At 49.1% G+C, this 23,436-nt stretch carries 20 protein-coding genes; 9 read left to right on the forward strand and 11 right to left on the reverse strand.

Translation table 11 applies throughout. From position 1 onward, the window contains the following. Window positions 1-341 precede the first annotated feature (341 nt). Window positions 342-1,094: a DUF4336 domain-containing protein gene (locus tag AC2215_RS23660; protein ID WP_486812480.1), complete on the forward strand. Its 753-nt coding sequence runs from the start codon at window positions 342-344 to the stop codon at window positions 1,092-1,094. A 29-nt stretch (window positions 1,095-1,123) separates the two neighbouring features. On the opposite strand, the gene AC2215_RS23665 is transcribed toward AC2215_RS23660, so the two are convergent. After that, window positions 1,124-2,359, reverse strand: coding sequence for a pentapeptide repeat-containing protein (locus tag AC2215_RS23665; protein WP_486812481.1), 1,236 nt, complete (start codon window positions 2,357-2,359; stop codon window positions 1,124-1,126). A 48-nt stretch (window positions 2,360-2,407) separates the two neighbouring features. After that, entirely contained in the window at window positions 2,408-3,766 is a 1,359-nt protein-coding gene (locus AC2215_RS23670; protein WP_486812482.1) for a proton extrusion protein PcxA, read from the reverse strand. A gap of 209 nt (window positions 3,767-3,975) precedes the next feature. Between AC2215_RS23670 and AC2215_RS23675 the strand changes: the two genes are divergently transcribed. Then, a complete protein-coding gene (locus AC2215_RS23675) occupies window positions 3,976-6,099 on the forward strand; it encodes a recombinase family protein (protein ID WP_486812483.1) in 2,124 nt (707 codons plus the stop codon). Window positions 6,100-6,198: 99 nt separating this feature from the next. Here AC2215_RS23675 and AC2215_RS23680 read toward each other — a convergent pair whose 3' ends face one another. Beyond that, the gene (locus AC2215_RS23680) at window positions 6,199-6,417 is read right to left on the reverse strand and encodes a hypothetical protein (protein WP_486812484.1); all 219 of its coding nucleotides are present in this window, start codon (window positions 6,415-6,417) and stop codon (window positions 6,199-6,201) included. 223 nt (window positions 6,418-6,640) lie between these two features. Here AC2215_RS23680 and clpS point away from each other — a divergent pair, with 223 nt between their 5' ends. The 4 genes from clpS to AC2215_RS23700 are packed head-to-tail and all read left to right on the forward strand — an operon-like array spanning window position 6,641 to window position 8,462. Beyond that, window positions 6,641-6,922, forward strand: a complete 282-nt coding sequence (clpS, locus tag AC2215_RS23685) for an ATP-dependent Clp protease adapter ClpS (protein ID WP_486812485.1) — start codon at window positions 6,641-6,643, stop codon at window positions 6,920-6,922. 15 nt (window positions 6,923-6,937) lie between these two features. Next, window positions 6,938-7,771 (forward strand): CPBP family intramembrane glutamic endopeptidase, encoded by an 834-nt coding sequence (locus AC2215_RS23690; protein WP_486812486.1) that lies wholly within the window; start codon window positions 6,938-6,940, stop codon window positions 7,769-7,771. A 59-nt stretch (window positions 7,772-7,830) separates the two neighbouring features. Next, window positions 7,831-8,121: a nucleotidyltransferase family protein gene (locus AC2215_RS23695; protein WP_486812503.1), complete on the forward strand. Its 291-nt coding sequence runs from the start codon at window positions 7,831-7,833 to the stop codon at window positions 8,119-8,121. After that, window positions 8,118-8,462, forward strand: a complete 345-nt coding sequence (locus tag AC2215_RS23700) for a HepT-like ribonuclease domain-containing protein (protein ID WP_486812487.1) — start codon at window positions 8,118-8,120, stop codon at window positions 8,460-8,462. The genes AC2215_RS23695 and AC2215_RS23700 overlap by 4 nt, the downstream gene beginning before the upstream one ends. Window positions 8,463-8,709: 247 nt before the next feature. Here the strand turns inward: AC2215_RS23700 and AC2215_RS23705 are convergent, their stop codons facing one another. From AC2215_RS23705 to rpaB, 4 genes are all read right to left on the reverse strand, one after another. Continuing rightward, window positions 8,710-10,395: a tetratricopeptide repeat protein gene (locus AC2215_RS23705; protein WP_486812488.1), complete on the reverse strand. Its 1,686-nt coding sequence runs from the start codon at window positions 10,393-10,395 to the stop codon at window positions 8,710-8,712. 569 nt (window positions 10,396-10,964) lie between these two features. Then, a complete protein-coding gene (locus AC2215_RS23710) occupies window positions 10,965-11,519 on the reverse strand; it encodes an SUKH-4 family immunity protein (protein ID WP_486812489.1) in 555 nt (184 codons plus the stop codon). A 51-nt stretch (window positions 11,520-11,570) separates the two neighbouring features. Further along, on the reverse strand, window positions 11,571-12,221 hold the full coding sequence (locus tag AC2215_RS23715) for a cofactor assembly of complex C subunit B (RefSeq protein ID WP_486812490.1): 651 nt from the start codon (window positions 12,219-12,221) through the stop codon (window positions 11,571-11,573). Between the two features lie 450 nt (window positions 12,222-12,671). Further along, window positions 12,672-13,409 (reverse strand): response regulator transcription factor RpaB, encoded by a 738-nt coding sequence (rpaB, locus tag AC2215_RS23720; protein ID WP_486812491.1) that lies wholly within the window; start codon window positions 13,407-13,409, stop codon window positions 12,672-12,674. Between the two features lie 310 nt (window positions 13,410-13,719). On the opposite strand from rpaB, the gene radA reads away from it, so the two are divergent. Then, on the forward strand, window positions 13,720-15,417 hold the full coding sequence (gene radA / locus AC2215_RS23725; RefSeq protein WP_486812492.1) for a DNA repair protein RadA: 1,698 nt from the start codon (window positions 13,720-13,722) through the stop codon (window positions 15,415-15,417). 249 nt (window positions 15,418-15,666) lie between these two features. Here the strand turns inward: radA and AC2215_RS23730 are convergent, their stop codons facing one another. Next, complete coding sequence (locus AC2215_RS23730) at window positions 15,667-16,524, reverse strand: hypothetical protein (RefSeq protein WP_486812493.1); 858 nt, start codon at window positions 16,522-16,524, stop codon at window positions 15,667-15,669. 450 nt (window positions 16,525-16,974) lie between these two features. On the opposite strand from AC2215_RS23730, the gene ctpB reads away from it, so the two are divergent. Next, complete coding sequence (gene ctpB, locus AC2215_RS23735) at window positions 16,975-18,273, forward strand: carboxyl-terminal processing protease CtpB (protein ID WP_486812494.1); 1,299 nt, start codon at window positions 16,975-16,977, stop codon at window positions 18,271-18,273. A 230-nt stretch (window positions 18,274-18,503) separates the two neighbouring features. Here ctpB and AC2215_RS23740 read toward each other — a convergent pair whose 3' ends face one another. Both AC2215_RS23740 and AC2215_RS23745 read right to left on the reverse strand, forming a co-directional pair. After that, window positions 18,504-19,559: a LuxR C-terminal-related transcriptional regulator gene (locus AC2215_RS23740; protein ID WP_486812495.1), complete on the reverse strand. Its 1,056-nt coding sequence runs from the start codon at window positions 19,557-19,559 to the stop codon at window positions 18,504-18,506. Window positions 19,560-19,717: 158 nt separating this feature from the next. After that, entirely contained in the window at window positions 19,718-21,049 is a 1,332-nt protein-coding gene (locus AC2215_RS23745) for an SUMF1/EgtB/PvdO family nonheme iron enzyme (RefSeq protein WP_486812496.1), read from the reverse strand. Window positions 21,050-21,749: 700 nt separating this feature from the next. Here AC2215_RS23745 and AC2215_RS23750 point away from each other — a divergent pair. Next, on the forward strand, window positions 21,750-21,983 hold the full coding sequence (locus AC2215_RS23750; protein WP_486812497.1) for a hypothetical protein: 234 nt from the start codon (window positions 21,750-21,752) through the stop codon (window positions 21,981-21,983). Between the two features lie 98 nt (window positions 21,984-22,081). On the opposite strand, the gene AC2215_RS23755 is transcribed toward AC2215_RS23750, so the two are convergent. Beyond that, on the reverse strand, window positions 22,082-23,020 hold the full coding sequence (locus tag AC2215_RS23755) for an NAD-dependent epimerase/dehydratase family protein (RefSeq protein ID WP_486812504.1): 939 nt from the start codon (window positions 23,018-23,020) through the stop codon (window positions 22,082-22,084). Window positions 23,021-23,436: the final 416 nt, after the last annotated feature.

Here is a 23,436-nt window from a genome sequence, read left to right on the forward strand (position 1 = left end):
CGTGAATGCCTAAAACCCCGAACAGTCAATGAATTCGGGAATTTTAGCTCGATCGCTCACTGTGGTGGAGATAAAATGGGTCTATTGATTGATACTGAAGGCTTTCAGCTATTTTGAGAAGGTTCTCATGAATAATCCAGGTTAGGACAGCTATCGCTCACCCCAGTATTCTCAGTATTCTTCCCCAGCTCACCCTTGTGATTTGAAGTGGTTCACCAAGGAATTTTTCTCGATCGTGAGTACTGGGCGATGAAACGCTATCCCAAACACTAATTCCAATGGAAGCGATTGGAAAGGAAAAAGCTGATGTCAAACTATACACTTTACCTTTGTGAGTCGCGATGAAACACGATGAGATCGATCTATATGAACCCATCGACGTTCTGAAACCGGTTGGTGAAGATATTTGGCTCGTTGATGGTCCCATCGTACAGATGTCAATGTATGGGTTCGAGATTCCTTTTTCAACACGGATGACGATCGTGCGCTTGAGCAACGCTGAACTCTGGTGCCATTCACCCACTCGATTGACTCGAGAACTCAAAGCTCAAATTGACTCTCTTGGCTCGGTGCGCCACCTCATTTCACCCAACAAAATTCACTACGCTCATATTGGCGCCTGGGCTAGAGCTTATCCTCAGGCCACAGCATGGGCGTCCCCTGGTGTCCGCGATCGCGCAGCACGGCAGAAAATTGATGTGAGTTTTGATGCCGATTTAGAAAACGAACCCCCCCTGGAGTGGGTCGCTCATTTAGACCAATTAGTTTTTCAGGGTAGTCGCTTCATGGATGAAGTGGTCTTTTTTCACCCGAAGAGTTCGACTCTCATCCTGACCGATCTCATTGAAAACTTTGAACTCAATAAAGTGAGTCAGCGGTTTGGGAAGCTGCTGAAGTTCGTTGGCATTGTCGATCCCGATGGAAAAACGGCGTTGGATCTGCGAATGACATTTTGGGGACAAAAGGAGCCGGGACGTCGCTGCTTAAAGCGAATGCTTCAGTGGAACCCTGAAAAAGTGATTCTCGCTCACGGTCGTTGGTATGAGAATAACGGTGCTGCTGAGTTACGCCGTGCTTTTCGCTGGCTTGAATAACTTTTAGGCGATCGCCACCTTAGAACGCACTATTCCAACTCGCTCAAATACGTTCCCCGGACGATCGCATTGGTTAAATTCGCCTCCGTGAGGATGGTATCGGTTAAATTGGTATAACTCAAATCCGCCCCCGTTAAATCCACCTCCGTCAGATCGGCTCGATCGAGATTGGCATCGCCCAGATTCGCCCCCACCAATATTGCTCCAAATAAATAGACCTGGGTGAGATTGGCATAGCTCAAATCCGCCGCGCTCAAATTCACCGCACTGAGTACCGCCTGAGTTAAATCGGCATTTTCGAGCCGCGCGCCCGCTAAATTGGCGAAATTCAGCCCCGCATTCGCGAGTTTTGCATCGGTGAGATCGGCATTGGTTAACACCGCAGAAACCAAACCCACCCCCGTCAGATTCGATCGACTCAAATTTGCCCCAATTAAATTAACGCCCCTCAGATTAGCCTCTAAGAGCAACGTATCGCTTAAGTTGGCGTTAGCTAAGGTTGCCCCTTCCAGGTTCGCGCCATCGAGAATTGCTCTTTCCATCCGGGCATCGAGCAAATCCGCCCCGCTCAAATCCACGCCGCTCATGTTGGTGTTGCTGAGGTTGACGAACCGCAATTTGGCGGCAATTGCCGTCACGCCTTCTAAATCTGCCCCTCTAAAGTTCGATCGCCCTAATTTGGCATAGTTCAAGTTCGCCCCGCGTAAATTAACCCCCCGCAGTTTGGCACTTCCCAAGGTTGCTCCTTCCCAGTTTCCCCCCTCTAGGGTGGCTTCGAGGAAATCGGCAAAGGGGGCAACGGCGAGTTTCGCATTGACATTCGCCAAGTTCGCCCCTCGCAGGGTGGCTTGCGTCAGGTTTGCTCTCGAGAGTTCGGCGTTGGCTAAATTCGTCCCCTGCAACTGAGCTTCGATTAATTTGGCGTTGGTTAAATTCGCCCCGCTTAAATTGGCACCGTTGAGGTTAGCGTTGGTTAAATCGGCATCTTTGAGATTTGCCCCCGCTAAATCGAGATTGGTTAAATCGGCTGATTCTAAATCGCATTCGACGCATTCTTTCGTCGTCAGGAGGCGCTGGATATCGCCATCGTTGGCGGCTTGGGCGGGCAAACTCCCCCATCCACCCACGAGGAATGCTACCCCGAGAGATAAGATGCGATCGCTCCATCGAAAGGAATGCCAGCCAAATATTCTCAAGGAGAAGGCGATCGCTACCGTGCTAGAAAATTGAGAATTGGAAACCGAAGAAGGGATCGTGTCAGACATCTAAAAATCTAAAACCTAAAATCTAAAATCTAAAATCTAAAATTTTAACTACTCGTTCATATTCCGATACGTCGCCACCGCTGAGGGTGAAATCCGATTCAGATATCGGAAAATCCAATATTTCATTACTGTATCTAAAATCACGGGAAAAGTGGCAATAAACAGAAAGTTAAAATCTCGGCTTTCGGGAATTCCAAAATGGTGTGCCAACCCTTCTAAAATGATTTCCCAACCGTGGGGGGAGTGATACCCCACGAAAATATCGGTAAACAGAATAATGATAAAGGCTTTGGCACTATCGCTGAGTCCGTAGACCACATCATCGATAAACGATTTCAAGACGGCAATCTCGCGCTTACTAAAGGCAATTACCAAGCAAAATGCCCCCAGAGATGCTAAATCTGCAAATACATTTTCGATCGCGTTATCGCTACGAAGATGGTATTTATGGGCAATTTCACCGGCTTTCTCCTGTACTCGTTCTTCCATTTCCTCATCCGACAGTTTTGGCATTTGTCCGATGAGCATTTCAAATTTGAGCCGTTCTTCAAATCGACTCAAATCGACGAATGCTTCTTCTTCAAAATCGTGATTGAGAAAAACAGCGGATTGTTCGGAAAAAAATTGGTTGTAAATTGGGGCGATGACGAAGTTTTTAGAAAGCTGGTGAGTGAGAAGGGGAATGAGGATGAGCAGCAGAATGAATTTGAGGGAGATAACGGTTTTGTTTTTGTGATAGCGAAATTCTTCAACAACTTCGTTTTCAGCTTTGGGATCGAGTTCTCGTTTGAGTCGATCGATGGTTCGCAGAATAGAGCGAGGTAAAACGCTGACGCTGGGGCGTTTGGAGACGGGTTTGGTGTTGCTGCTATCTTCGACTTGAGCGGGGTATAATTCGGGGGTGGAGGATTCTGAAGCCAGGTTTCGATCGAGGTTTGATTCTGCTGGTGCGAGTTGCGTTCCGGAAGCAGAAATTGGGACGATTTGAGGTGGGGCTTGGCGATATTTTGCCACCACCGCATCGATGATTTTCAGCTTTTCTAAATTTTGAGAAAATTGATATTTTGCCTCGGGAGAGTATCGATGGTTCGAGTCATCCACCGACTGAAGGGGAATCGGTTCGGTTGCGGTTTGGATGATGAAACTTAAAATCGATCGACTGCTATTAAACTCGGCCACGCGCTGGCGAATAATCGCTAAGTTAGTTTTCAGGTCTTTTTGAATTGCTTCAATTTCTAAAGCACTCAAATTTGTCGATCGAAACTGAATTTTTTTGCCATCGAAGTATTGGTTTTCGATCGCCTGAATTTTTAGGGCAGATCGATACGCGGCTTCTAGGGCGCGATCGGGAGTTTGGGCGTATCGCCGTTTCACCCAGCCCACGGCTTTTTGTACTTGTGAAAACATCGATGCTTTCATAATTCCCGGAGCGACAATGGTTAATTTAACGCACGACTGCAGCGGGCGATCGCGCGCAATTCAATTAATACTTTTGATTCAAAGAAACGATCGAGCCCGAATCCTGTCCGTAGTATACTAAAACACTGACGCTCGAAAGTATCACGCTTAACGATTTCCCCTCGACTCGATTCTCGATCCGCCATCGGAGTTTCCCCGTGCCCTTTGAGTCTATCTGGATTACTGGAGCCACCCGCAGCGGCAAAACCACTCGCCTCGTGGAACTGCTCGAAATGTGGGTCGATCGAACGGTTTTCCCCCAAGAAAACCGCCGCCAGCGGATTCCCAAACCCCTGCAAACCCGGCAAAGTGCCCCGGCTATCCTCGTCCTTGCTGCCAATGGAGAGAATCGCATCGCCCTAAGCGATCGCATTGACGCCAGCTTAGGCGGAGAAGTTCCAATCCATTCAACCACACCCTTGGGCTTCTTTCTCGACGAGACGATTCTATTTTGGCCGCTGTTGGTGAAAGAACTCAATCTGCGGGCGAAATTTCCCATGCGGTTGCGTCCGGAAACGGAACAGGAATTGGCGACGCAATTGTGGCAACCCCAACTCGATGGGGGTTTGTTGCGCCAGGAGGGACTTAACGAGTTTCGATCGGTACGGCGCACCCTGGATTTACTTCAGTTGGCTGGGGCAAGCGGTACGCCAATCGAAGAGATTCCCGCGATTCTCGAAGCGGGAATGGAAGAGGGGTCTCCAGAACGGTGGCAGGCGATGGGGGATGCCCTGGTGGCGTGGCGGGATTGGTGTTTGGCGCGGGGATTTCTTACCTACGGCATCGCCTTTGAGTTGTATTGGCGGTATCTTCTGCCCCATCCTACCTATTTGGACTATTTACAAACCCACTACGGGGGCGTTCTCGCCGATGACGTGGATGAATATCCCGGGATCGCCCGCGATTTATTTGAGGTGTTTCTCGATGCCGCTAAACCCTGCGCCTTTACCTACAACCCAGAAGGGGCCGTGCGGTTGGGGTTGAATGCCAATCCCGAAGCCCTGGCAAAACTTTCCCGGCGGTGTCGGATCGAAGTCCTCAACGGACGGCGGGGACTGGCGGAGGATATGGGGGAAGCGGTGGTGTGCCTGACCCTCGATCCGGCGTTTTTTGCCCAACTTCCGTCGCAAATTACCTCGATTCAGACAGGATCGCGATCGCAACTTTTGCGCCAAACTGCTGAAGCGATCGTCGAAGCCGTGAACTCGGGGGTTAAACCTCAAGATATCGCCGTTATTGCGCCGGGGATGGATGCGATCGCCCGGTACACCCTCTCGGAAATTCTCGACGGTAGCGGCATTGCCACCCGATCTCTCAACCTCCAGCGTCCTTTAATTGCCTCCCCCGACGTGCGGGCGCTGCTGACACTGCTGGCGCTGGTGTATCCGGGTTTGGGGCGATTGCTCGATCGAGATGGCATTGCTGAAATGTTGGTGATGCTCTCAGGACGCGATCGTCCGCTATCCCAACGGGAAACCCCCAGCCTCAACGCCATCGATCCGGTGCGGGCAGGGTTAATTGCCGATTATTGCTACGAACCCGATCCCGATCGCCCCAGGCTGCTGCCGGTGACGGAATTTCCCCGCTGGGATCGCCTCGGCTACCGCGCCACGACAGCTTATAACGCCTTACTCGCTTGGCTGGGGCAAATCCACGAGCAAATCGAGCAGCAACCGATTCCGAGTCCCGTGTGGGTTCTCGATCGAGCGGTCGATCGGTTTTTGTGGGATGGAAACCGCCTGCCCTACGATCGACTCGTCATTCTGCGGGAGTTACTCGAAACTGCTGGACATTACTGGGAGGTGGCATCGCGCCTGGATGGCAAAGAATCCCCCACCACTACCTGCGATCGCTTCATCCAACTCCTGCGACGGGGGACAGTGGCGGCTAACCCCTACCCAGTGCGTCCTGCCCAAAATCGGGCTGCTGTAACCTTAGCGAATATCTTTCAGTATCGCGCCAGTCGCGCCTCCCATCCCTGGCACTTCTGGATTGATATTAGTTCTCCCCTGTGGGCGAGTGGGGGTTCGGCGGTGTTGTTTGGCGCGCCTCTATTTCTGGAGAATCGATCGGGTCGTCCCTGGACGGCTGACGATACCGAAGAAGCGGATAAAGAGCGTATCCAGCGGATTCTGCTAGATTTGTTGGGACGGGCGGACGAGCGGGTAATTTTGGGTCACAGCGATTTAGCTGCCAACGGACAAGAACAACTGGGATTGCTGCTTTCTCTAGTCAATGCTTCGGTACCTTTGGAAGGGGCACGAATCCGTCAAAATGGATAATTAACAATGAGTCAGTTGCGACGTTAAACCCATCTCCCTTATCCCCTTGTCCCCTGCTCCCTAGCCACGGTACTTGTGTCCTCACACGACGGCATATCGCTATATTTCCCGTCGGACAACCTTGTAAAACTGCTCGAGAGACAACACCGCCAGAACGATCGCCACCTGTACTTGCCAAGGCGACCACGCAAACCCAATAATAAAACTAACGATCGCGCTTCCAGCAGCCAAAACGCTGTAAATATCCTCAGAGGTTTGTTGAAACCACCAAACAGAGATTGCCGCAATTGCGAGGGCGATCGGGTAAATCGGTATCATAATATCCTCTTATTCAAACTATATTGAATTTTTAACGGCATTCGGTTCTTTTAGAAGCTTCTCTCTTATTCCTCAATCGCGCGCCGAAATTTGCACTTACATACGTTACCATTCGATACTGACATTGTCTGTAATTTTAGTTACTCTCTGTTGAAAAAAAGGTATCGTTTTGTTAAAACCAAGAATGAGAAAAACTTAACTCACGACAAGAAGGAGTCCAGTCATGTCTGCTGAAGTTCTAGAAAAGCGATCGACCGTTCGCAAACCCGCACCGCGCTATCGAGTGTTATTGCATAACGACGATTTTAATAGTATGGAGTTCGTTGTTGGGATTTTAATTCAAACCATTCCCCAACTCACGCAACCGCAAGCGGTGAATATTATGATGGAAGCCCATACAAATGGAATGGCATTAGTCATAACTTGCGCCCAAGAACACGCCGAGTTTTATTGTGAAACCTTAAAAAATAACGGTCTAACCAGTACGATCGAACCCGACGAATAGAGTCAATCGAATATTTTGGGACAACCCTTCCTCAAATCCCTAGCAACGCGATCGCTCGCCGTTCGACTTCCCCTATTTTTGGCCAGTTTGCTGCTGCTGTGGCTGCCCTTTGCCATTCCTATTTATGCCCTCGTTGATAACCCCAATTGGGTGAGTATTTTGACGATGGCAATTTTGTACGGTGAGTTTATTGTGCTGGTACGGTGGTGGGGGCGCAAGGTGTACGGACACCCCCGTATTCTCCATCGTTACGGTTTGAGGCGATCGCGACGCAACGGCAAAGAGTTACTGTTCGGTTTGGGCTTGGGTTTGACGAGTTTGTGCGCGTTACTGGTTCTCGAAGGGCAACTGGGATGGTTGCAGTGGCAGTCTCCCCCGGCAGGTTTCCCCGGAATTGCGATCGAAGGGTTGCCGATTGCTTTGGGGGTGGGGTTTGCCGAGGAGTTGCTGTTTCGCGGCTGGCTGTTGGATGAGTTGCAGCGAGATTATCGAAATGCGATCGCGACTTGGGCAAATGCATTCGTTTTTGCCCTGTTGCATTTCATCAAACCCATCGAAGCGATTCTCCCCAGCCTTCCCGCATTTCCCGGCTTGGTATTGCTGGGGTTGACGTTAATCTGGGCGAAACAAGCCAGTGGCGGACGGTTGGGTTTATCGATCGGTTTGCACGCCGGATTGGTTTGGGGGTATTACCTGACGCATGTTGGCGGGTTGGTGGAATATGCCGAGGTGGTGCCGACTTGGGTAACGGGACTCGAGCGAAATCCGTTAGCGGGGGTGATGGGGATGTTGTGTTTGGGGGGAATTGCGATCGGTATTCGATGGAAGATGCGATCGGGGGTTCGATGACTTTCGCGCTATATTAACGCTATATTAAAATGCGACATCTGCTGCCGATCGTCAAGCCTATGAAAATGCGCGAGTTACTTCAAGAAAAACGCGATGAAATTCTTTATTTAGCTGCGATACATGGTGCTTACAACGTGCGAATCTTTGGTTCGGTGGCGCGAGGTGAAGAGAGGGCAGATAGCGATATCGATTTTCTCGTCGAGTTAGAAGCCGATCGCAGTTTGCTCGATCGAATTGCATTAATTCAGGATTTGGAAGACCTTTTAAATCGAAAAGTTGATGTGGCAACCGTTCGGGGACTGCGGCAACCATTTCGCGATCGAATTTTGCCAGAGGCAGTCTCGTTGTGAGTGACGATCGATTATATCTGACAGATATATTGGAACGGATCGATCGCATCGAAGGTTATACGCAAGTCGGACGCCGCAGTTTCTTAGAGTCGCCTTTAATTCAAGATGCGGTCATTCGTAATTTTGAAGTGATGGGAGAAGCCGTGAAGCAACTTTCGTCAGAGTTGAGACAACGCTATCCGGAAGTTCGCTGGCGACAAATTGCTGGGTTTCGAGATGTCCTAATTCATAATTATATGGGCTTAGATTTAGTGGAAGTTTGGAATGTTATAGAGAGAGATTTACCGAATTTGAAGCACCACATCGAAAAGATTAGAAATGAATTAGAGCGTAAGAGTTGAACTCTCTCGATGATGCCTTAAAGCTTAAACAATTTCTTAAGGAACAGATTGTTGCTATTTCAAAAAAATTGGGGTAAACCCGCAGAGGTTGGGCGTAAGGAAGCTGCCTATCGTGGTTGCTACAATATTATCGCTCTTGCCTTAGCAGAGCGTGGAAAGTGGCAATCTCAAGCAATCTAGAGTAAAACCTTCCTAACTCTTTCCGTGACTGAAAGCTCCGATTCCATCGAGGCTTTCAGTTGATCGACTATTCCAGTTTCGATCGAACTTGTTGTAATTCCTGCTGTAGTTCTCGATTTTCCGGGTCTAACTCGATTGCTTTCTCCAACATCTTTGCCGCCTCTTCCCAGCGAGAATTGCTCGTCAGAATGATGCTTGCATTTTTGTAGGGCATTATCCAATTTGGGCGCAGCCAAATCGCCCCTTGAAACGCTTCCATTGCCTCCTCATCGCGATGCAACTGGCACAGATTAGCCCCCAGGGAGTTGTAGGCAATGGCATAGTTGGGATCGACTTGAATTGCGCTTTGGCAAGCGGCGATCGCCCCTTCAATATCTCCTTGCTGTCGCAGAGTTACACCCAACGTGTTGTAGGCAACGGCATAATTCGGGTCTATCCGAACGGCTTGTTGTAACACCTTGACGGCATCTTCCAAGTAGCCCAGTGCCGTTAAACTCCGCCCTAAATTATTGTAGGCAGTTGCGACGTTCGGATTGAGTTGTATCGCCTGCTGACAAGCAGAAACCGCTTGTTCGTACTGACCCCGTTCGTGCAGAACGTTCCCGAAATTCATATAGCCGATCGCTAAGTTACTTCGCGTCATCGGATCGTTGGGATTCAAGGAAAATGCTCGTTGTAATGCTTGAATTGCTGCCTCGAACTGCTTTTGTGCCATTAAACTCTGAGCAAGATTTCCCCAATGACTTTCATGACTCGAATGGTAGCGAACGGCTTCTTGAAATGCCTTTGTCGCCGCCTCGAACTCTTGTTTTTTCAAACACGCCATTCCCAGGAAATAATATCCCCGAGCATAGGTCGGGCAAAGTTCTATCGTTTTGCGAGCAGAAGATTCTAGGGTCGAAATATCCCCCCGCTCTAACCCCCGAATTGCAGTTTCTTCAAGCTGCATTATTTCTGCTCGATGCGGTGCCACGCTCAGGTCATTTTTGACTTTTTCTAAATTTTTTAGCGCTCTGAGGTAGTTGGGGTTAATTTGCAAAGCTCGCTCGAACTGCTCGATCGCCTGTTGGTGTTGTCCGCGTTCTAAAAAGCAAATCCCAAGATTATTGTAAGGTTGTGCCGATCGAGGCTCGAGATGAATCGCTTGTCGATAGGCGGCAATCGCCGCATCAAATTGTTTGTGTTGGGTTAAGGCATTACCCAGACTATCGTAAGCGATAGCGTAGTTGGGAGCAATGTCGACTGCTTTTTTCAACACCAAAATAGCTTCTGACAACTCTCCTTTTTCTCGCAGAGCATTTCCCAAATTATTATAAGCTGGAGCGTAATCTGGATTCAGTTGAGTGGCTTGACGGTGAACTCGAACTGCATCGTCAAAGCGTCCGATATCGAAATAAACATTCCCTAAATTACTGTACCCAACCGCATTCGGTTTGAGTTGAATTAAATTGTGATAAGCTTCGATGGCCTCTTGATATTTACCTTGTGCGGCTAGAGCAACTCCCAAATAGTTATAAGCTTCAAAACAATAAGAATCGAGTTCTAATATTTGACGGGCTAAATCTTCAACTTTTGCTAAGTCACCATTCTGATAGACAGTTTCAATTTGCCCCAATATTTCCTGAGCTTTGGTGTTGACACTTTCCGACTTTCCATTCGCATAATTCAGCTGAAATTCAGTTCGATCGGTCTTTTTCTTAGAGACAAAAACTTCAACATCTAGCTTGTTTAGAATTTTTTGGAACAGACCCATATTTTTGTTGTTTTTTAATATATGCGAAAAATGACTCCAAAATTACCTTTAGTGTAGATCGATGAAATTGCAATTTGCCTGCTACTTGATGAGTCGATCGTTATTTTTCAAAAAACTTAGCATCATGTTATCGATACCAGTCTAGCGATCGGGAAATCTGTAGGGGCGCAAGGATTTGGGCGGTCGATCGTGAATCCAACCCAACCCGCTCGAATCTAAATGCTTCGTCGCTCTTCCGAGGAGGCACTACGATCGATTACCCAGATTTGAGGTAAAAGCTGACGAAAAATTGGTGTCACCAAGGGCGATCGAACCCGTTTTCAACCCCAATTTCTGGAAAAATCGGTGAATTTTGGCACGAGGTTTCAAGGGTTTCACCGATGTGGTAAACTGAAAACAACCCAATACAAGGGCGAAGCTATATCTATTTTTAGTACTTTTATCAAAAAATTAGATTTGAAACCGAGTTCTCGTTAACCGTGAGTCAACTTAAAACCGACACATTTAACTTGTGAGGGGTTTGGGGAGCTATAAGTCCCGCGCTCTCTCGTAGAGGAGCGTCGGGTAGTTCACGTCCATACTCCCGCCAAAACAGACATCCACCAATTCTCTTCCGAACTCGCGATGTCCGGGTCGATTTCGAGAAGTTGCTCTTTGAGTTCGGCAGTTATTTGCAGTAAATATTCATCATCATCTAAACGCTCTTCAACCTGTTCGTCCGCCTTTTGATAAGCAATCAGGGAACGGGCAAAACAGATAATATCGGTATTAACAAAAGTTTCAAAAAAGTTGCCCGCTTCAATACATAAGATTTTTTCGGTACGGCGATCGATACAGAGATATGAAAAAATGAATTGATGACGATCGCTTTTGCTCTCTAAGCCCTGAGAAAGTAGCTCGGCTCGATCTATAAACTCTAACCCGAGAACATATAAATTTTTGAGGTTGCTATCTGATGAAAAAAGTGGATGAAGCGTCGGTGAAAATTTCAACAATAAATTTGGATACTGATGGGGAAATTGAACCTGCTTGAGGAAGGAACAACCCGCTTCTGAGAGTCCAAGTGCTTCGACGCTTCGCGGAGAAAATTGAATAAGATCGAGATGTTCAAAAATCTGACTCATCTCATTTTCTAAAGACATTTCGATCTTATTTTTGGATAATAGAGAATTCCATCAGTCTCGTAACAATTCGTTGAGGGTATTTGCCAATTTATCCGCAATTCCCTCAATCCAAACCTCATCTTGTTTCGTATAGCTACGAGGGACATTAGCCCCTAAAATCAACGCACCTTTATTCCCGATCGGCTGACAAATTAATCCTTGGGTATTTTCCGGTAAATAATCAAACTCGATTCGTCCCGGATAGAGCGCGAGCTTCACCAAATAAACCGGTTTTTGTTGTTCGATAACCCGCGTTAAAATTGCCCCCGGATTCACCTCGTCCTTTTGCCCCAAAATCCCGCGACGCAACAGTACTTTCCCGTCGTACCAAACCACCACTGACTTGGTAACGGTATTGGTGAGCAATAAATGAGTCGCCCAAGCGAGTTCTGTTTTCACCTCATCGGGCAATTCCTGAGGCCATTCAAACCCTTGTTCCCCGACCAATTCAACTGCATCCGGAGGTTTGGGTTGAATTTGTTGCCACAGCAAACCCGTTAACACCAACACCGCACAAATAATCGAGCCCAAAACGTCCGATCGCGCTTGAGATTCCGTGAGTTCGGGGGTGAGCAGGCGGTTAACGAATAACAACGTACCTCCCAAACCACCGACAACTATCGGCAAACGTCTTAAAACTGCATTGGGATCGGATTTAGCCATTAGACATCTGGTGGAAAAGGGTTAAAGGTTAAGGGGGAAGGGGGAAAAGGAAAAGAAATTCTTGACTGAACTATAGAAATTGAGTCTATTTTTGAGTTCTGGAAATTTTGATTATCAGAAGGGTTAAGAGGTAAAAGGGAAATAACTTTCTGACTTCTGTATCAAAATTGATTTTGTTTTTTCTTTCTACCAGATATACATCCGCGATCGCACCGCGCGAGATCGAACCCAGTAAAAAGGAAGAGCCAGAAAACGATCGCCCGATCGAGATTTCGGAACTGGGGTCAATCGATCGAAGCCGATGGATTGGCCATCGTTACCAGGGGGAAAAATGGGAAAATCGGGAGATGGCGGAGGAGATCGAAATGCTGGGGTCTCGATTGAATTCCGACGGGCGATCGTCCACTTTTCCCTTCTCCCTCACCTCAAACCAAGAGACTGGCTTCCCCGTCAACCGTGCTTCTCCTCACCCGGTTCGACAATCCGCTGGAATAAATATCCCGTTCCCCTTGCCGTGAGAATCAATTCGGGATTGCTCGGATCTTCTTCGAGTTTGGCGCGCAAGCGCGAGATATGCACGTCCACCACCCGCGTATCCACGTGGCGTTCTGGGGTATATCCCCAAACTTCCTGGAGAATTTCCGATCGCGAGAACGGTTCCCCAGAGCGACTGACGAGCAATTCGAGCAAACTAAATTCCATGCCCGTCAGCCGAATCCGTTCGTCACCCTTATAGACCTGTCGCTTGTTCGTATCGATGCGGATGCTGGCAACTTGAATCACCCCAGAACTAGGAATGCCGGAATTGCCGTTTCTCTCCACCCGACGCAACACCGAACGGATGCGGGCTTCGAGTTCCTTCGGCGAAAAGGGCTTGACCACGTAGTCGTCCGCCCCGAGTTCCAACCCGGTGATGCGATCGGCCACATCACCCAACGCCGTTAACATGATAATCGGAACATCCGACTCCTTGCGCAACTCCTGGCAAACCCCGTATCCATCGAGCTTGGGCATCATCACGTCCAAGACCACCAAATCGGGAATCGCATCGCGAAAGGCGTGCAGTGCCTCCTCTCCATCCGCTGCGGTCACCACGTCGTAACCGATCATCGCTAAACGAGTTTCTAAAATCCGACGGATACTCGCTTCATCATCAACAACTAGTATTTTTTCTTTGTGATTATCCAACTGATTTAACGCCCCTTGTGCGAAAATTCGACAAAAATTTAATGAGAGTATTAATGTTTGCTACTTTACTTTTAAATCCTACCCCATTCCCAGGACACAAGAAGAGCGCAATCCTTGTCAGCGCTATACTTCAGAGTTTTTTAAGGTTATCTGAGTGCGAATGTAGACTCAATGTCAGACTTCACCTCTAAAAGAAAAATCCATTCCCCGAATAATCCCAATCGCCCCAGACAAAGGCAGATTAGGGCTTGACTGACCCCAGCCTAACTTTCAACAATAGAGGCACAACGCACGCTTCCCACGATCCCTGATGCCTAAGCCACGAACCTTTTATGTTTGCAACGAATGCGGTGCTGAATTCTCCCAGTATTTCGGCAAGTGTACCAACTGTGGTGCGTGGAATTCCTTGATGGAAACCGAAGAGCAGCCCTTACTGCCCGGTTCGCGGGGGCTGTTGAGTACGGCAGCCTGGAACCGAGATTTAACAACTCCCGCCGGTGTCGAAAAATCCGAGGGTCAGCCGAGGGCGGCGGTGATGCTCTCGCAAATTGCCGATGTGGCGGTCGATCGCAACACCTCCGGTTACGGAGAATTCGATCGCGTTCTCGGGGGGGGTATCGTTCCCGGTTCTCTGGTTCTCATCGGTGGCGAACCGGGTATCGGCAAATCCACCCTGCTGCTGCAAGTGGCCAACCTCTACTCGAAGGGCAACCGGGTTCTCTACGTTTCCGCAGAGGAATCCGGGCAGCAGGTGAAAATTCGCGCCCAACGTTTGTTAAGCGGTTTAGCCCAGTTAGAAGCAGAAGAAAACGGTCAACAACACCAAAGTGCTGATGGTGGGGGAAACGATTTGGATTCGGTGGCTGAGATCGGCAATGGGGGTAATGGAGGTCATGGCGGCAATTCCCCCGATGTAGGTGAGAGCAATTTAACCCAATCCGCCTCCCTCGAACCCAACTTCTATCTCCTCCCAGAAACGGATTTAGAAATCATTTTGCGGGAATTAGAATCTCTCAAACCCCATCTGGCAATTATCGATAGCATTCAAACCATCTATTTCTCCTCCCTCACCTCCGCTCCCGGTTCCGTGGCCCAAGTGCGCGAATGTACCTCCGCCCTGATGCAGGTCGCTAAGCGGGAAAATATTACCCTGCTGATTGTCGGACACGTGACGAAAGACGGATCGATCGCCGGACCTCGGGTTCTCGAACACCTCGTGGATACGGTGCTCTTTTTTGAAGGCGATCGCTTTGCCAGCCATCGGTTGTTGCGATCGATGAAAAACCGCTTCGGGGCTACCCACGAAATTGGTGTCTTTGAAATGGTCGCCCACGGCTTGCGAGAAGTCGCCAATCCCTCGGAATTATTTCTCGGCAGTCGGGATGAGGTGGTCTCGGGCACGTCTACTATTGTCGCCTGCGAAGGAACTCGCCCGATCGTGGTGGAGTTGCAAGCGTTGGTGAGTCCGGCCAGTTTCGGATCTCCTCGCCGTTCGGCAACGGGTATCGATAGCAACCGCCTGCAACAAATTCTAGCGGTTTTAGAAAAACGGGTGGGAGTTCCCCTCTCCAAACTCGACACCTACCTCGCCTCCGTGGGGGGAATTAAAGTCGAAGAACCCGCCGCCGATTTGGGAATTGCGATCGCTGTGGTGGCGGGATTTCGCGATCGCGTCGTCGATCCTCATACCGTCCTCATTGGCGAAGTGGGACTGGGGGGACAAGTGCGCCAAGTGTCTCAGTTGGAATTGCGGTTGCGCGAAGCCGCCAAACTGGGGTTCCGACGAGCGATTATTCCCAAGGGACAAATGCCGCCGGATTTGGGATTAGAAATTATTCCCGTTCCAAAAGTCCTCGATGCAATTATCGAAGCCATTCCCGGTCAACCCAACAATGCCGGCAATTTTCCCTCCCCAGACCTCGAAGACCGCCCCCAAGTGGATATTCTCCCCCAACATCGAGAAGAAGAGTTAGAAGATGAATTGGAACCGGAAACGGATATCTTTTAACGCCAGGCGCGGGATAGACCGTGACGGGGTAATGGGGTGTGGGGTGTGGGGTGTGGGGAAAGGAGCATTGGCAAGAGTTTAGGATGCGCGGGTATCGCCGGTGTATAGGTCAAGGGTGACCATTAGAGGCTTGACAACACTAAATCTGGGGCTTGACAAACGAGCGATTTTTTTAACCTTTCACCAATGGGTGTGGGGAAAATTCATCTCCCTTGTCTCCCTTGTCTCCCTTGTCCCCCTGCCCCAAAGCTAAAACCCCTCGGGCGATCGCTGCTGTAATAATTCCCCTTCTTCGGGCAAGACAAATTGAAAGTTGCCGTTGGCATCCTCTTGTTTAATTGCCCCCAACTCCAGCAGTTCGCTTTCCGCGCGCTGCCGTACCTTATCATCAATGGCTTGCGCCCACACGTACCGCCAACCCCAAAATCGAGGCAGGAAGCTATCGGGATTGTTGCGCAAATACGCCGCACCATCGCGAACGCTGCTGGCCCCATCGGGTTCGGAAATTGCATCGAGCCACTTGGCAAGCCGTTCGTAAGTAGCGATCGTTCCGGGAATATCCCCTTCAAGTAAAAGTTGGTCGAGGGCGCGATACCGCAACAGAAGAAATCCCCTGGGGTTCACCTCCGGAGAAAGAGATTCAATACCCCGCTCCATATACTGTCCCGCTAATTCCGGATTGCCCAACTCGATGGAAATGGCAGCGGAGATAAACGGGTAGATATCCACAAACCGAGGATCGCGTTTAACGATCGGCTCGAAATAGTCGTCGTTTAAAGCGTACGCCGTTCGATTTCCTGCTTCTGCATCGCCAAAGTATCCCAGAAAGCGCAAAAATGCCCAATCCGCAATCAGATTATCGAATCCCAAAGACGGCATGCGTGCAAGCAGTTGCAAATGGACTTCTTCGAGTTGGACGAACTGTTGATAATTAGTTTCTTTGTCGACGATCTCGGGCAATTGCTGCCACTGCATCGCCATCGCCCCACCCGCTGCCAGAACGGCGATCGCCCCCGGAATTAACCAAGTACGGAGTGGGTTGGGGCGCTCGATTTTTAAGTTTGTACTCGAATTAGCACTCGAATTTGTACTCGCGCCGTCAGTCATAGGTTGGGCGTTCGATTGACGTTGTGTTGGCGTTACCTTTAGTCTGGGATTTATTTTAGACGATCGCGTCCAAATTTAACTGCGACTTGACTGGGCGAATCTTCGTCAAATTGGTACAGTAGTGAAAGAGAATTCTCTCTCCCAACTCCTCTACACGCCAGACCTTAGAGATCGGCTGTGGTTGGTTTTTGACCTGCAAAAAACTGCATCAATTGCACGAAACAAACCTTCGAGGGATAACTTTTTCTTCCCGGATCGGAAATGCTCGTTGTATCTGCCTGCTAAGCATTCGGATACTTCGCGCTCGCTATCAATGCTCCGGGGGAAGAGCCTGATTTATCCAGTTGTGGGACTGCGCGATGGGTCATTCCCGGCCAAAAGCCGATGCTTAACGGTCTAACACTTCCATTGTGTCTTTCCATCGCCCGCGCCCAGAAGCGCCACTACTGAATGAATTCTTCTCCCATCCGGTCTCGTTGGCAACAGGTTATCCTTATCGGTGGAGCGATCGCCACCACCACCCTATCGTTACTACTTCCGGTGAGTTCTCGCCCCGTTAGTGCGGCGTTGCAGAACAGTCCCAAAACCGTTCTCGACGAAGTTTGGCAAATTGTTAATCGAGATTACGTCGATGATTCTTTCAATCAAGTGAACTGGCAAGAAGTTCGGCAAGAACTTCTCGCTCGAGACTATACCTCCCGCCAGCAAGCCTATGCCGCTCTGCGTCGCGCTCTCTCTCAACTCAACGATCCCTACACTCGCTTTCTCGACCCAGAGCAATTTGAGGCGCTCACCAATCAAACGGCTGGAGAACTTTCGGGAATCGGTCTCCAACTGAGTTTGGATGAGGTAACCCAGGAGATTGTTACTCTCGATACGATTCCCAATTCTCCCGCACTTCGGGCCGGATTGCAAAGTGGCGATCGCATTCTCGAAATTGACGGTCAGCGTACTCGCGGCATGGATGTCGAACAAGCGGCCAGTTTAATTCGCGGTGAAGTCGGCACCTCCGTCATCCTCAAAGTCGAGCGAAATGGGGAAGCCCCCTTCGACGTCACTCTGGTGCGCAGCCGGATCGAACTGCCGACGGTCAGCTACAATATTCGCCAAGAAGAGCAAACCCGGATCGGTTACATCCAACTCGACGAGTTTAACGCCCACGCCGCGGAACAGATGTATCGCGCGCTTCAGGATTTGAACGGCGAGAACGTCGATGCCTTCGTCCTCGATTTACGGGGAAATCCCGGCGGACTGCTCAATATCAGCGTCGAAATCGCCCGCATGTGGATCGATCGCGGTAAGATCGTCAGTACCGTCGATCGCCGAGGCAAAAATGAAATCATCGAAGCGACGGGAATGGCGATGACCGATCGCCCTTTGGCGGTTCTGGTTGATGAAAACTCTGCCAGTGCCAGCGAAATCTTAGCCGGAGCGCTCCAAGATAACGGACGAGCCACCATTATCGGCGCTCAAACCTTTGGTAAAGCCCTCGTACAGGCGGTGAATTCCCTCTCTGACGGTTCCGGACTCGCCGTCACCATCGCTCACTATTACACCCCCAAAGGCACGGATATCAACAAAACCGGCATCACCCCAGATATTACCGTCCAACTTACCGTCGAGCAGGAGTTTCAACTCACCCTCGATCCGAAAATCCGGGGGACTCAGTCCGATCCGTTTTACGCGCGAGCCATCGATGTGTTGCAAACCAGTACCCCGGTGGCGGATTCCTCTGGTGTAGGGCGATAAATCGAGATTGAGCGATCGTACCGATCTCGGCGATCGCTAAAACCTTGCCATCGATCGCTTGTGGCTCTCTAAAATGTCAAACGCAAAATGTCAAATCTGCATTTGCGTTATGGCATTTTATCCAAATTTACGCTCTTGCAAAGCACATCGCGTTTCGGATCGAAGAAAAATATAGAAGCTAGACTCAGCAAGGTTTTCGCTGACAGCTGATGACCGATCTGCGATCGCTATCAGTCCGAGGGTTGCAAATCCGGCTGAGCCATCATCACTTTGCGGACAAATTCAGGATATCGATCGAGAACCCAATCGGGAAATGCTAAATCGGGATTATCCACCAGCTGACGTTGGAGAACGTCGAGAATATCATCCACTTCATTAACCCGATCGAACACTAACGTATTCAGATTATTTTTTTGATTGACGTTAAAATCGAGCGCTAAAAAATGTTGAACGTCGATTTCTTCTCCGAGTCCGAGAATTAAAAATTTAATTTCTCGATGGTCGCGAATTGCTAAACAGGCTTGAGAAATAAACTGGCTGAATTTCAACTCATCGTCAAATAAGCCATCGGTATAAATAATAAAAAATGCGCCCCGATTTTTGGGCTGACCCCGATCGAGCCAAGTGTTAAAACATTGCTGAAGCGTTGGGGTAATAAATGTATTACCTTTGGGGGGATGTTGGCGAAACAGATCTTGCACCTGAGATGCATCATCAATTTCATACGGTCCCGCACCGACTTTATCCCGACAAAAAAAGTAAAGACTGAGGCGATCGCAAATTTTCGATCGCAAACCCTTTTCGAGTGGACGTTCGGCACTCAAAATTGCCCAAACGTGGGACTCAACTTCTTCTTGCAAAAACTTATAGCGCGCCAGTCCCCGCGTATCTCGATCTTTGCGAACCATCGACCCGCTGCGATCGATTAAGATAAAGACGTCTCGGTTGTAAATCGTGCTAAAAGCATTTGAAGATTCCGGTGAATGAACCGTTTGACGAGATTGAATATTATGGCGTTTAGAGGTTGGTTTCCGAACCAGTTCCGGCTTATACTTGCGAAATAAAGAAATTAAATCCGGTCGTTTGGAGCGGCGTTCGTCTGGAAATTCGCTCGTAATTCCGAATTGATTGCAAATATTTTCGACATGTTTTCTAACAGTCGCTTCGGTAATATGCAACGCGCGAGAAATGTCGGCATCGCTTTTGCCGGCCAACACCTCTAGCAATACCTCCCGTCGCCGATGGGTCAACTCTTGCAGCGTTCGGTTGAATTGATTTTGATTCATGCCTCCAACTGATGCGATGCGGGGAATATCCACAAGCATAACTCTGGAGGTTGCCGAATGGGGAGGCAATCGACCCAAGACGATCGCGCCGACCTCCCCTTTGGCAGCAGCAAAGCCGTCAATCCCCATGACAAGTTTCGCGGGGATGAAATTCTCCGTTAGAGATACTCTGCTTTTTCTCGTACGATCCGGATTCCTTCGACGGGAGAGGCATACCCGAGTCTTCGTTTATTCGTTAAAACAATAAACGAATAAAGGCGATAGATCTCCTGGCTGGCGATCGAAGATTGATATCCGATCTGTTTTAAGCGTTTGCGATTGGACTCTCGAAACCACCAGATTTTAGAGGGTTGAGAAATACTCAACAGAAAATCCGCTAACGCATTCCAGAAGTCCCTGGCTCGGAGCAGTTCGTCGAGATGAGTCGCCGCCTTATGATAGGAGGTACGATCGTGACATCGACCCATGACAAAACTCAAAATGTCATAGATTGTCGGGTCGAATTCCCGCTCGATTTTGAGGGCTTCACTCAGCCTGGGGTATAGGCTGTAGTACTTTTCCACCAAAAGTTTGCGGGCAATGGGATTGTACACGGCAGAAGCCAGACTTTGTAAGTCTTTGCCGACTTGCTTAAACACGACGAAGCAAAAAAACAGCGTTAGGCTAATTCCCAGCAGGATGTACAACTCGCCACTGACTCCCCAAAACGGGTCGGCATGATTGACTGCATTGGCAGCATAAGGATCGAATCCAGTTGCAGAAGTTGCAGGGGTATCGATACTTTCTGTGGGAGAAGAATCTAAAAAGAGAAGGAGCGATGCGAAGGGTCTCAAAAACACATCCCCTTCACTGGCATTGAAATAAATACCTAAGGTAACCAGAATCCCCAGGACGCTCAACACCAACACCCCAACTTTGAACAGGGCAAATATCGCGTTGCTATTAGATGTATGGGAATGATTGGAGAGCAGGCGCTCGCAGTCGGTTGATAGATTGCGAACCAAATCTCGATCGCGCATCAGATGATGGTCGAAATCGTGCTGGAGCGGTAAAGTCGCCGGCAAGACGCGAGCGCTGTTGAGTTCGCGACCCGCCAGTGCCAGGGTCTCTCCATCTTTACACCAGTAGCCGATATGCCGTTCGGAGAGGGGATGCGCCTGGGCTTCTGCCAGGGTAGGCAACCGGAAGCGAACCCGCCATCCGGCGTACTTGTGAGTGAGCCACTCGCAAAAGGCCTCCGCATCGCTGGCACGAACCCCCAGTACTGGAGAATGGGTTTCGTCAGAACCCGGAGTGTCCGTCGTCCAACAGTCGGGTTGGTAGGCTTTGCCAAAGGCTCGTTCTTCCTCGAGGAAAAGCTGATATTCCTTGCAGGTAATACAGCTCGAATCAATGCTCTGATTGGCATCTAGAGCCGCAAGATTGTCGATGCGCTCGGATAAGAGCGCTTTTGCTCGCGCTTCGGGGGTGAGATCGATACGATGTGTCATCGATGCTGAACCTCAAACTTACGTCCAGTTTGTAGATGACCCTGAAGCCATGCGCTCGAAAATTGTAATCGAAACTCAATTTTTGGGCAGGCTGAATATCCCCATGAGGGTACCCATGTAGGTATGTCTAACATATGAAAAAATCTAAGCGACAGAGACTTGCGCCCGTTTTCTTGTCTGCTCAATTAGCGTCGGACAATACTCGGAACGAACGCAACACGGATTTAGTTTGCAGTCTTTCGAGAACAAGTCCATCTCAGGGATAGAAACTCATTCGAGTCAACTCAAGACTTGATGCTAAACTCTGGTGAGATCGGATTCACATTACTCTTAGATATCGCGCTCGATCGCATAGCTAGCGCGACGATCTATCGTGAATTGCGGTCAAACTGTACTCATCCTGTGATGTTGACAGTTAACGACCTGTTCCCATTCTGTCACAGAAATTTTAATTTGGGTGCGATCGCAGTTCATCTTAACCGTATCTTGTTAAACAGATATAAGTTATGTTGTTACTCTTGCAATGCGACTTAGTTTAGTGTAAGAGTTTCGGAGATTATCGTATCTGAAGATACCGATTGTGTCGGAATATTTCCAAAATCAACATCACCGCAAACTTGACCGCAATCATTCAGTCGCCACAATTCAAGATAGAGACCCATAAAAATGAGTCTCCGCCGAGTGAATTAACGGGAGTTCTATGATGTTGACCTTAATCGTAAGTGTTCTATTGGGTTGCTATGTCGTTCTCGTCTTTCTAGCCAATTTCAACGACGGTCAGTGCGATTTTGAGTGCGATCTCGAATATTCTTCCATCCCCGTTTATCCTGGAAAGTCCCAAAACCGTTGGCACTCTTCCGAGGAGTCGGTGCCGCTCTCTTCAAGTTTGGCCATCGAGTGCAGCCAACGGACGCCAAGTAAGACAACGGCTTAGTTGCCTTGGGTGAACTCGCCTTTCGTGAATTCGCCTTCGTGAATTCCCTTGAAGAATTTCGATCGAGAAATTTTTGAGCGATTTTCAAGCCAACGTTTTCAAGCCAACGTTTTTAGGATCTCATCATCGAGGGAAAAATCGATTTGGGCTTTATCTCGATCGTTTGCGAGATAATCGCGATCGAAGGAATCTTTCAATCCCGAGACGAGATCGAATTTAGGTTGCCACTTTAGCTCTTCTTTTGCTTTGTGAATATCGGCAAAGAAGTGCTGCGATCGCAAGGGAAATGCTTTGCGCTTGCCAAAGTCGAATTGCTGGGGGTCGTAGTGAACTAGCGATACCGACTCGGGGGATTTTCCAGCAGCTGTCGCGCAGGCACGAGCGAGTCCGTCAAATGTAACGTATCGCGCTCCAGAGATATTATAGATTTGTCCGATCGATCGCTCGTTCCCCAAGACAGCAGCCATGGCGCGCGCCAAGTCTTCGCAGTGTCCCAGTTGAGTCATATACATCCCGTTGCCGGGAATCGGGATAGGACGATCGCGAACGATGCGATCGAAAAACCAGGCTTCTAATGGATTGTAGTTCCCGGGACCGTAAATATAGACGGGACGAATCGAAGTAAAGGGCACACCCGCATCTCTGAGGTATGCTTCCGTTTCAAATTTGCCTTTGTGACGACTTTTGGGATCGACGGAATCTCCTTCAACGTGGGGCATGAGATCGGATTTCAAATACACCCCTGCCGAACTGACATAAACAAAATGTTTAACCTTGTCTTTGAACATTTCGACGAGGGGTTGGGTATCGCTCAATTCTCGACCGTTGTTGTCAAAAACTGCGTCGAACTCTTCTGGTGCCAGTAATTCTTTTAACTGATCCGCATCTTTGCGATCGCCGTGGATTTGCTGCACGCCCTCTACCGGTGCAGGTTTATTGCCTCGATTGAAGAGGACGACATCGTGTCCTCTTTCCACTAATATTTTCGTGAGATAAACCCCGATAAACCGGGTTCCACCCATCATGAGAATTCGCATAGCCATATTTTCCGATTGGAAAATTAAAAATTAAACTGAAGGGGAAAAACGAACAACTTCACGGCGATCGTTCCTCTGTTTAGGATACCGGAGTGGGGGTACAAATTAAAGTTGGCAACAATGTTGGCGATCGCTCCTTCGAGTCCGATATATCTGTATGGGGCGATCGAATCCCGGCGTATAGCCATATGCAGTCGTGTTAAGACCCAGGTGTTGGTGAGCAGGGGGAGCAGGGGGAGCAGGGGAAGCAGGGGGAGAAAGATACGCTTTGCGAACTCGAGACTCGAGCTGTCTGCGCCCTTATTGAATACAGCTATAGAACCTCGTAAGTCGTCGATTCGCGCAAAAAGCGATCGCCGCTCACAATCTCAAATTAATTGTTTATACTACAATTCGTATTTATTCGTTGATTTGAA

This window comes from Zarconia sp., from assembly GCF_057467645.1.

Bases quoted from the DNA above. Each gene is read 5' to 3' on its own strand.
- AC2215_RS23670 (WP_486812482.1), bottom strand. From the start codon at position 3,766: ATGTTTTCACAAGTACAAAAAGCCGTGGGCTGGGTGAAACGGCGATAC.
- clpS (WP_486812485.1), top strand. From the start codon at position 6,641: ATGTCTGCTGAAGTTCTAGAAAAGCGATCGACCGTTCGCAAACCCGCA.
- AC2215_RS23745 (WP_486812496.1), bottom strand. From the start codon at position 21,049: ATGACACATCGTATCGATCTCACCCCCGAAGCGCGAGCAAAAGCGCTC.
- AC2215_RS23755 (WP_486812504.1), bottom strand. From the start codon at position 23,020: ATGCGAATTCTCATGATGGGTGGAACCCGGTTTATCGGGGTTTATCTC.
- AC2215_RS23705 (WP_486812488.1), bottom strand. From the start codon at position 10,395: ATGGGTCTGTTCCAAAAAATTCTAAACAAGCTAGATGTTGAAGTTTTT.
- AC2215_RS23695 (WP_486812503.1), top strand. From the start codon at position 7,831: ATGAAAATGCGCGAGTTACTTCAAGAAAAACGCGATGAAATTCTTTAT.
- radA (WP_486812492.1), top strand. From the start codon at position 13,720: ATGCCTAAGCCACGAACCTTTTATGTTTGCAACGAATGCGGTGCTGAA.
- AC2215_RS23740 (WP_486812495.1), bottom strand. From the start codon at position 19,559: ATGAATCAAAATCAATTCAACCGAACGCTGCAAGAGTTGACCCATCGG.
- AC2215_RS23660 (WP_486812480.1), top strand. From the start codon at position 342: ATGAAACACGATGAGATCGATCTATATGAACCCATCGACGTTCTGAAA.
- AC2215_RS23710 (WP_486812489.1), bottom strand. From the start codon at position 11,519: ATGAGTCAGATTTTTGAACATCTCGATCTTATTCAATTTTCTCCGCGA.
- AC2215_RS23715 (WP_486812490.1), bottom strand. From the start codon at position 12,221: ATGGCTAAATCCGATCCCAATGCAGTTTTAAGACGTTTGCCGATAGTT.
- AC2215_RS23665 (WP_486812481.1), bottom strand. From the start codon at position 2,359: ATGTCTGACACGATCCCTTCTTCGGTTTCCAATTCTCAATTTTCTAGC.
- AC2215_RS23680 (WP_486812484.1), bottom strand. From the start codon at position 6,417: ATGATACCGATTTACCCGATCGCCCTCGCAATTGCGGCAATCTCTGTT.
- AC2215_RS23750 (WP_486812497.1), top strand. From the start codon at position 21,750: ATGATGTTGACCTTAATCGTAAGTGTTCTATTGGGTTGCTATGTCGTT.
- AC2215_RS23730 (WP_486812493.1), bottom strand. From the start codon at position 16,524: ATGACTGACGGCGCGAGTACAAATTCGAGTGCTAATTCGAGTACAAAC.
- ctpB (WP_486812494.1), top strand. From the start codon at position 16,975: ATGAATTCTTCTCCCATCCGGTCTCGTTGGCAACAGGTTATCCTTATC.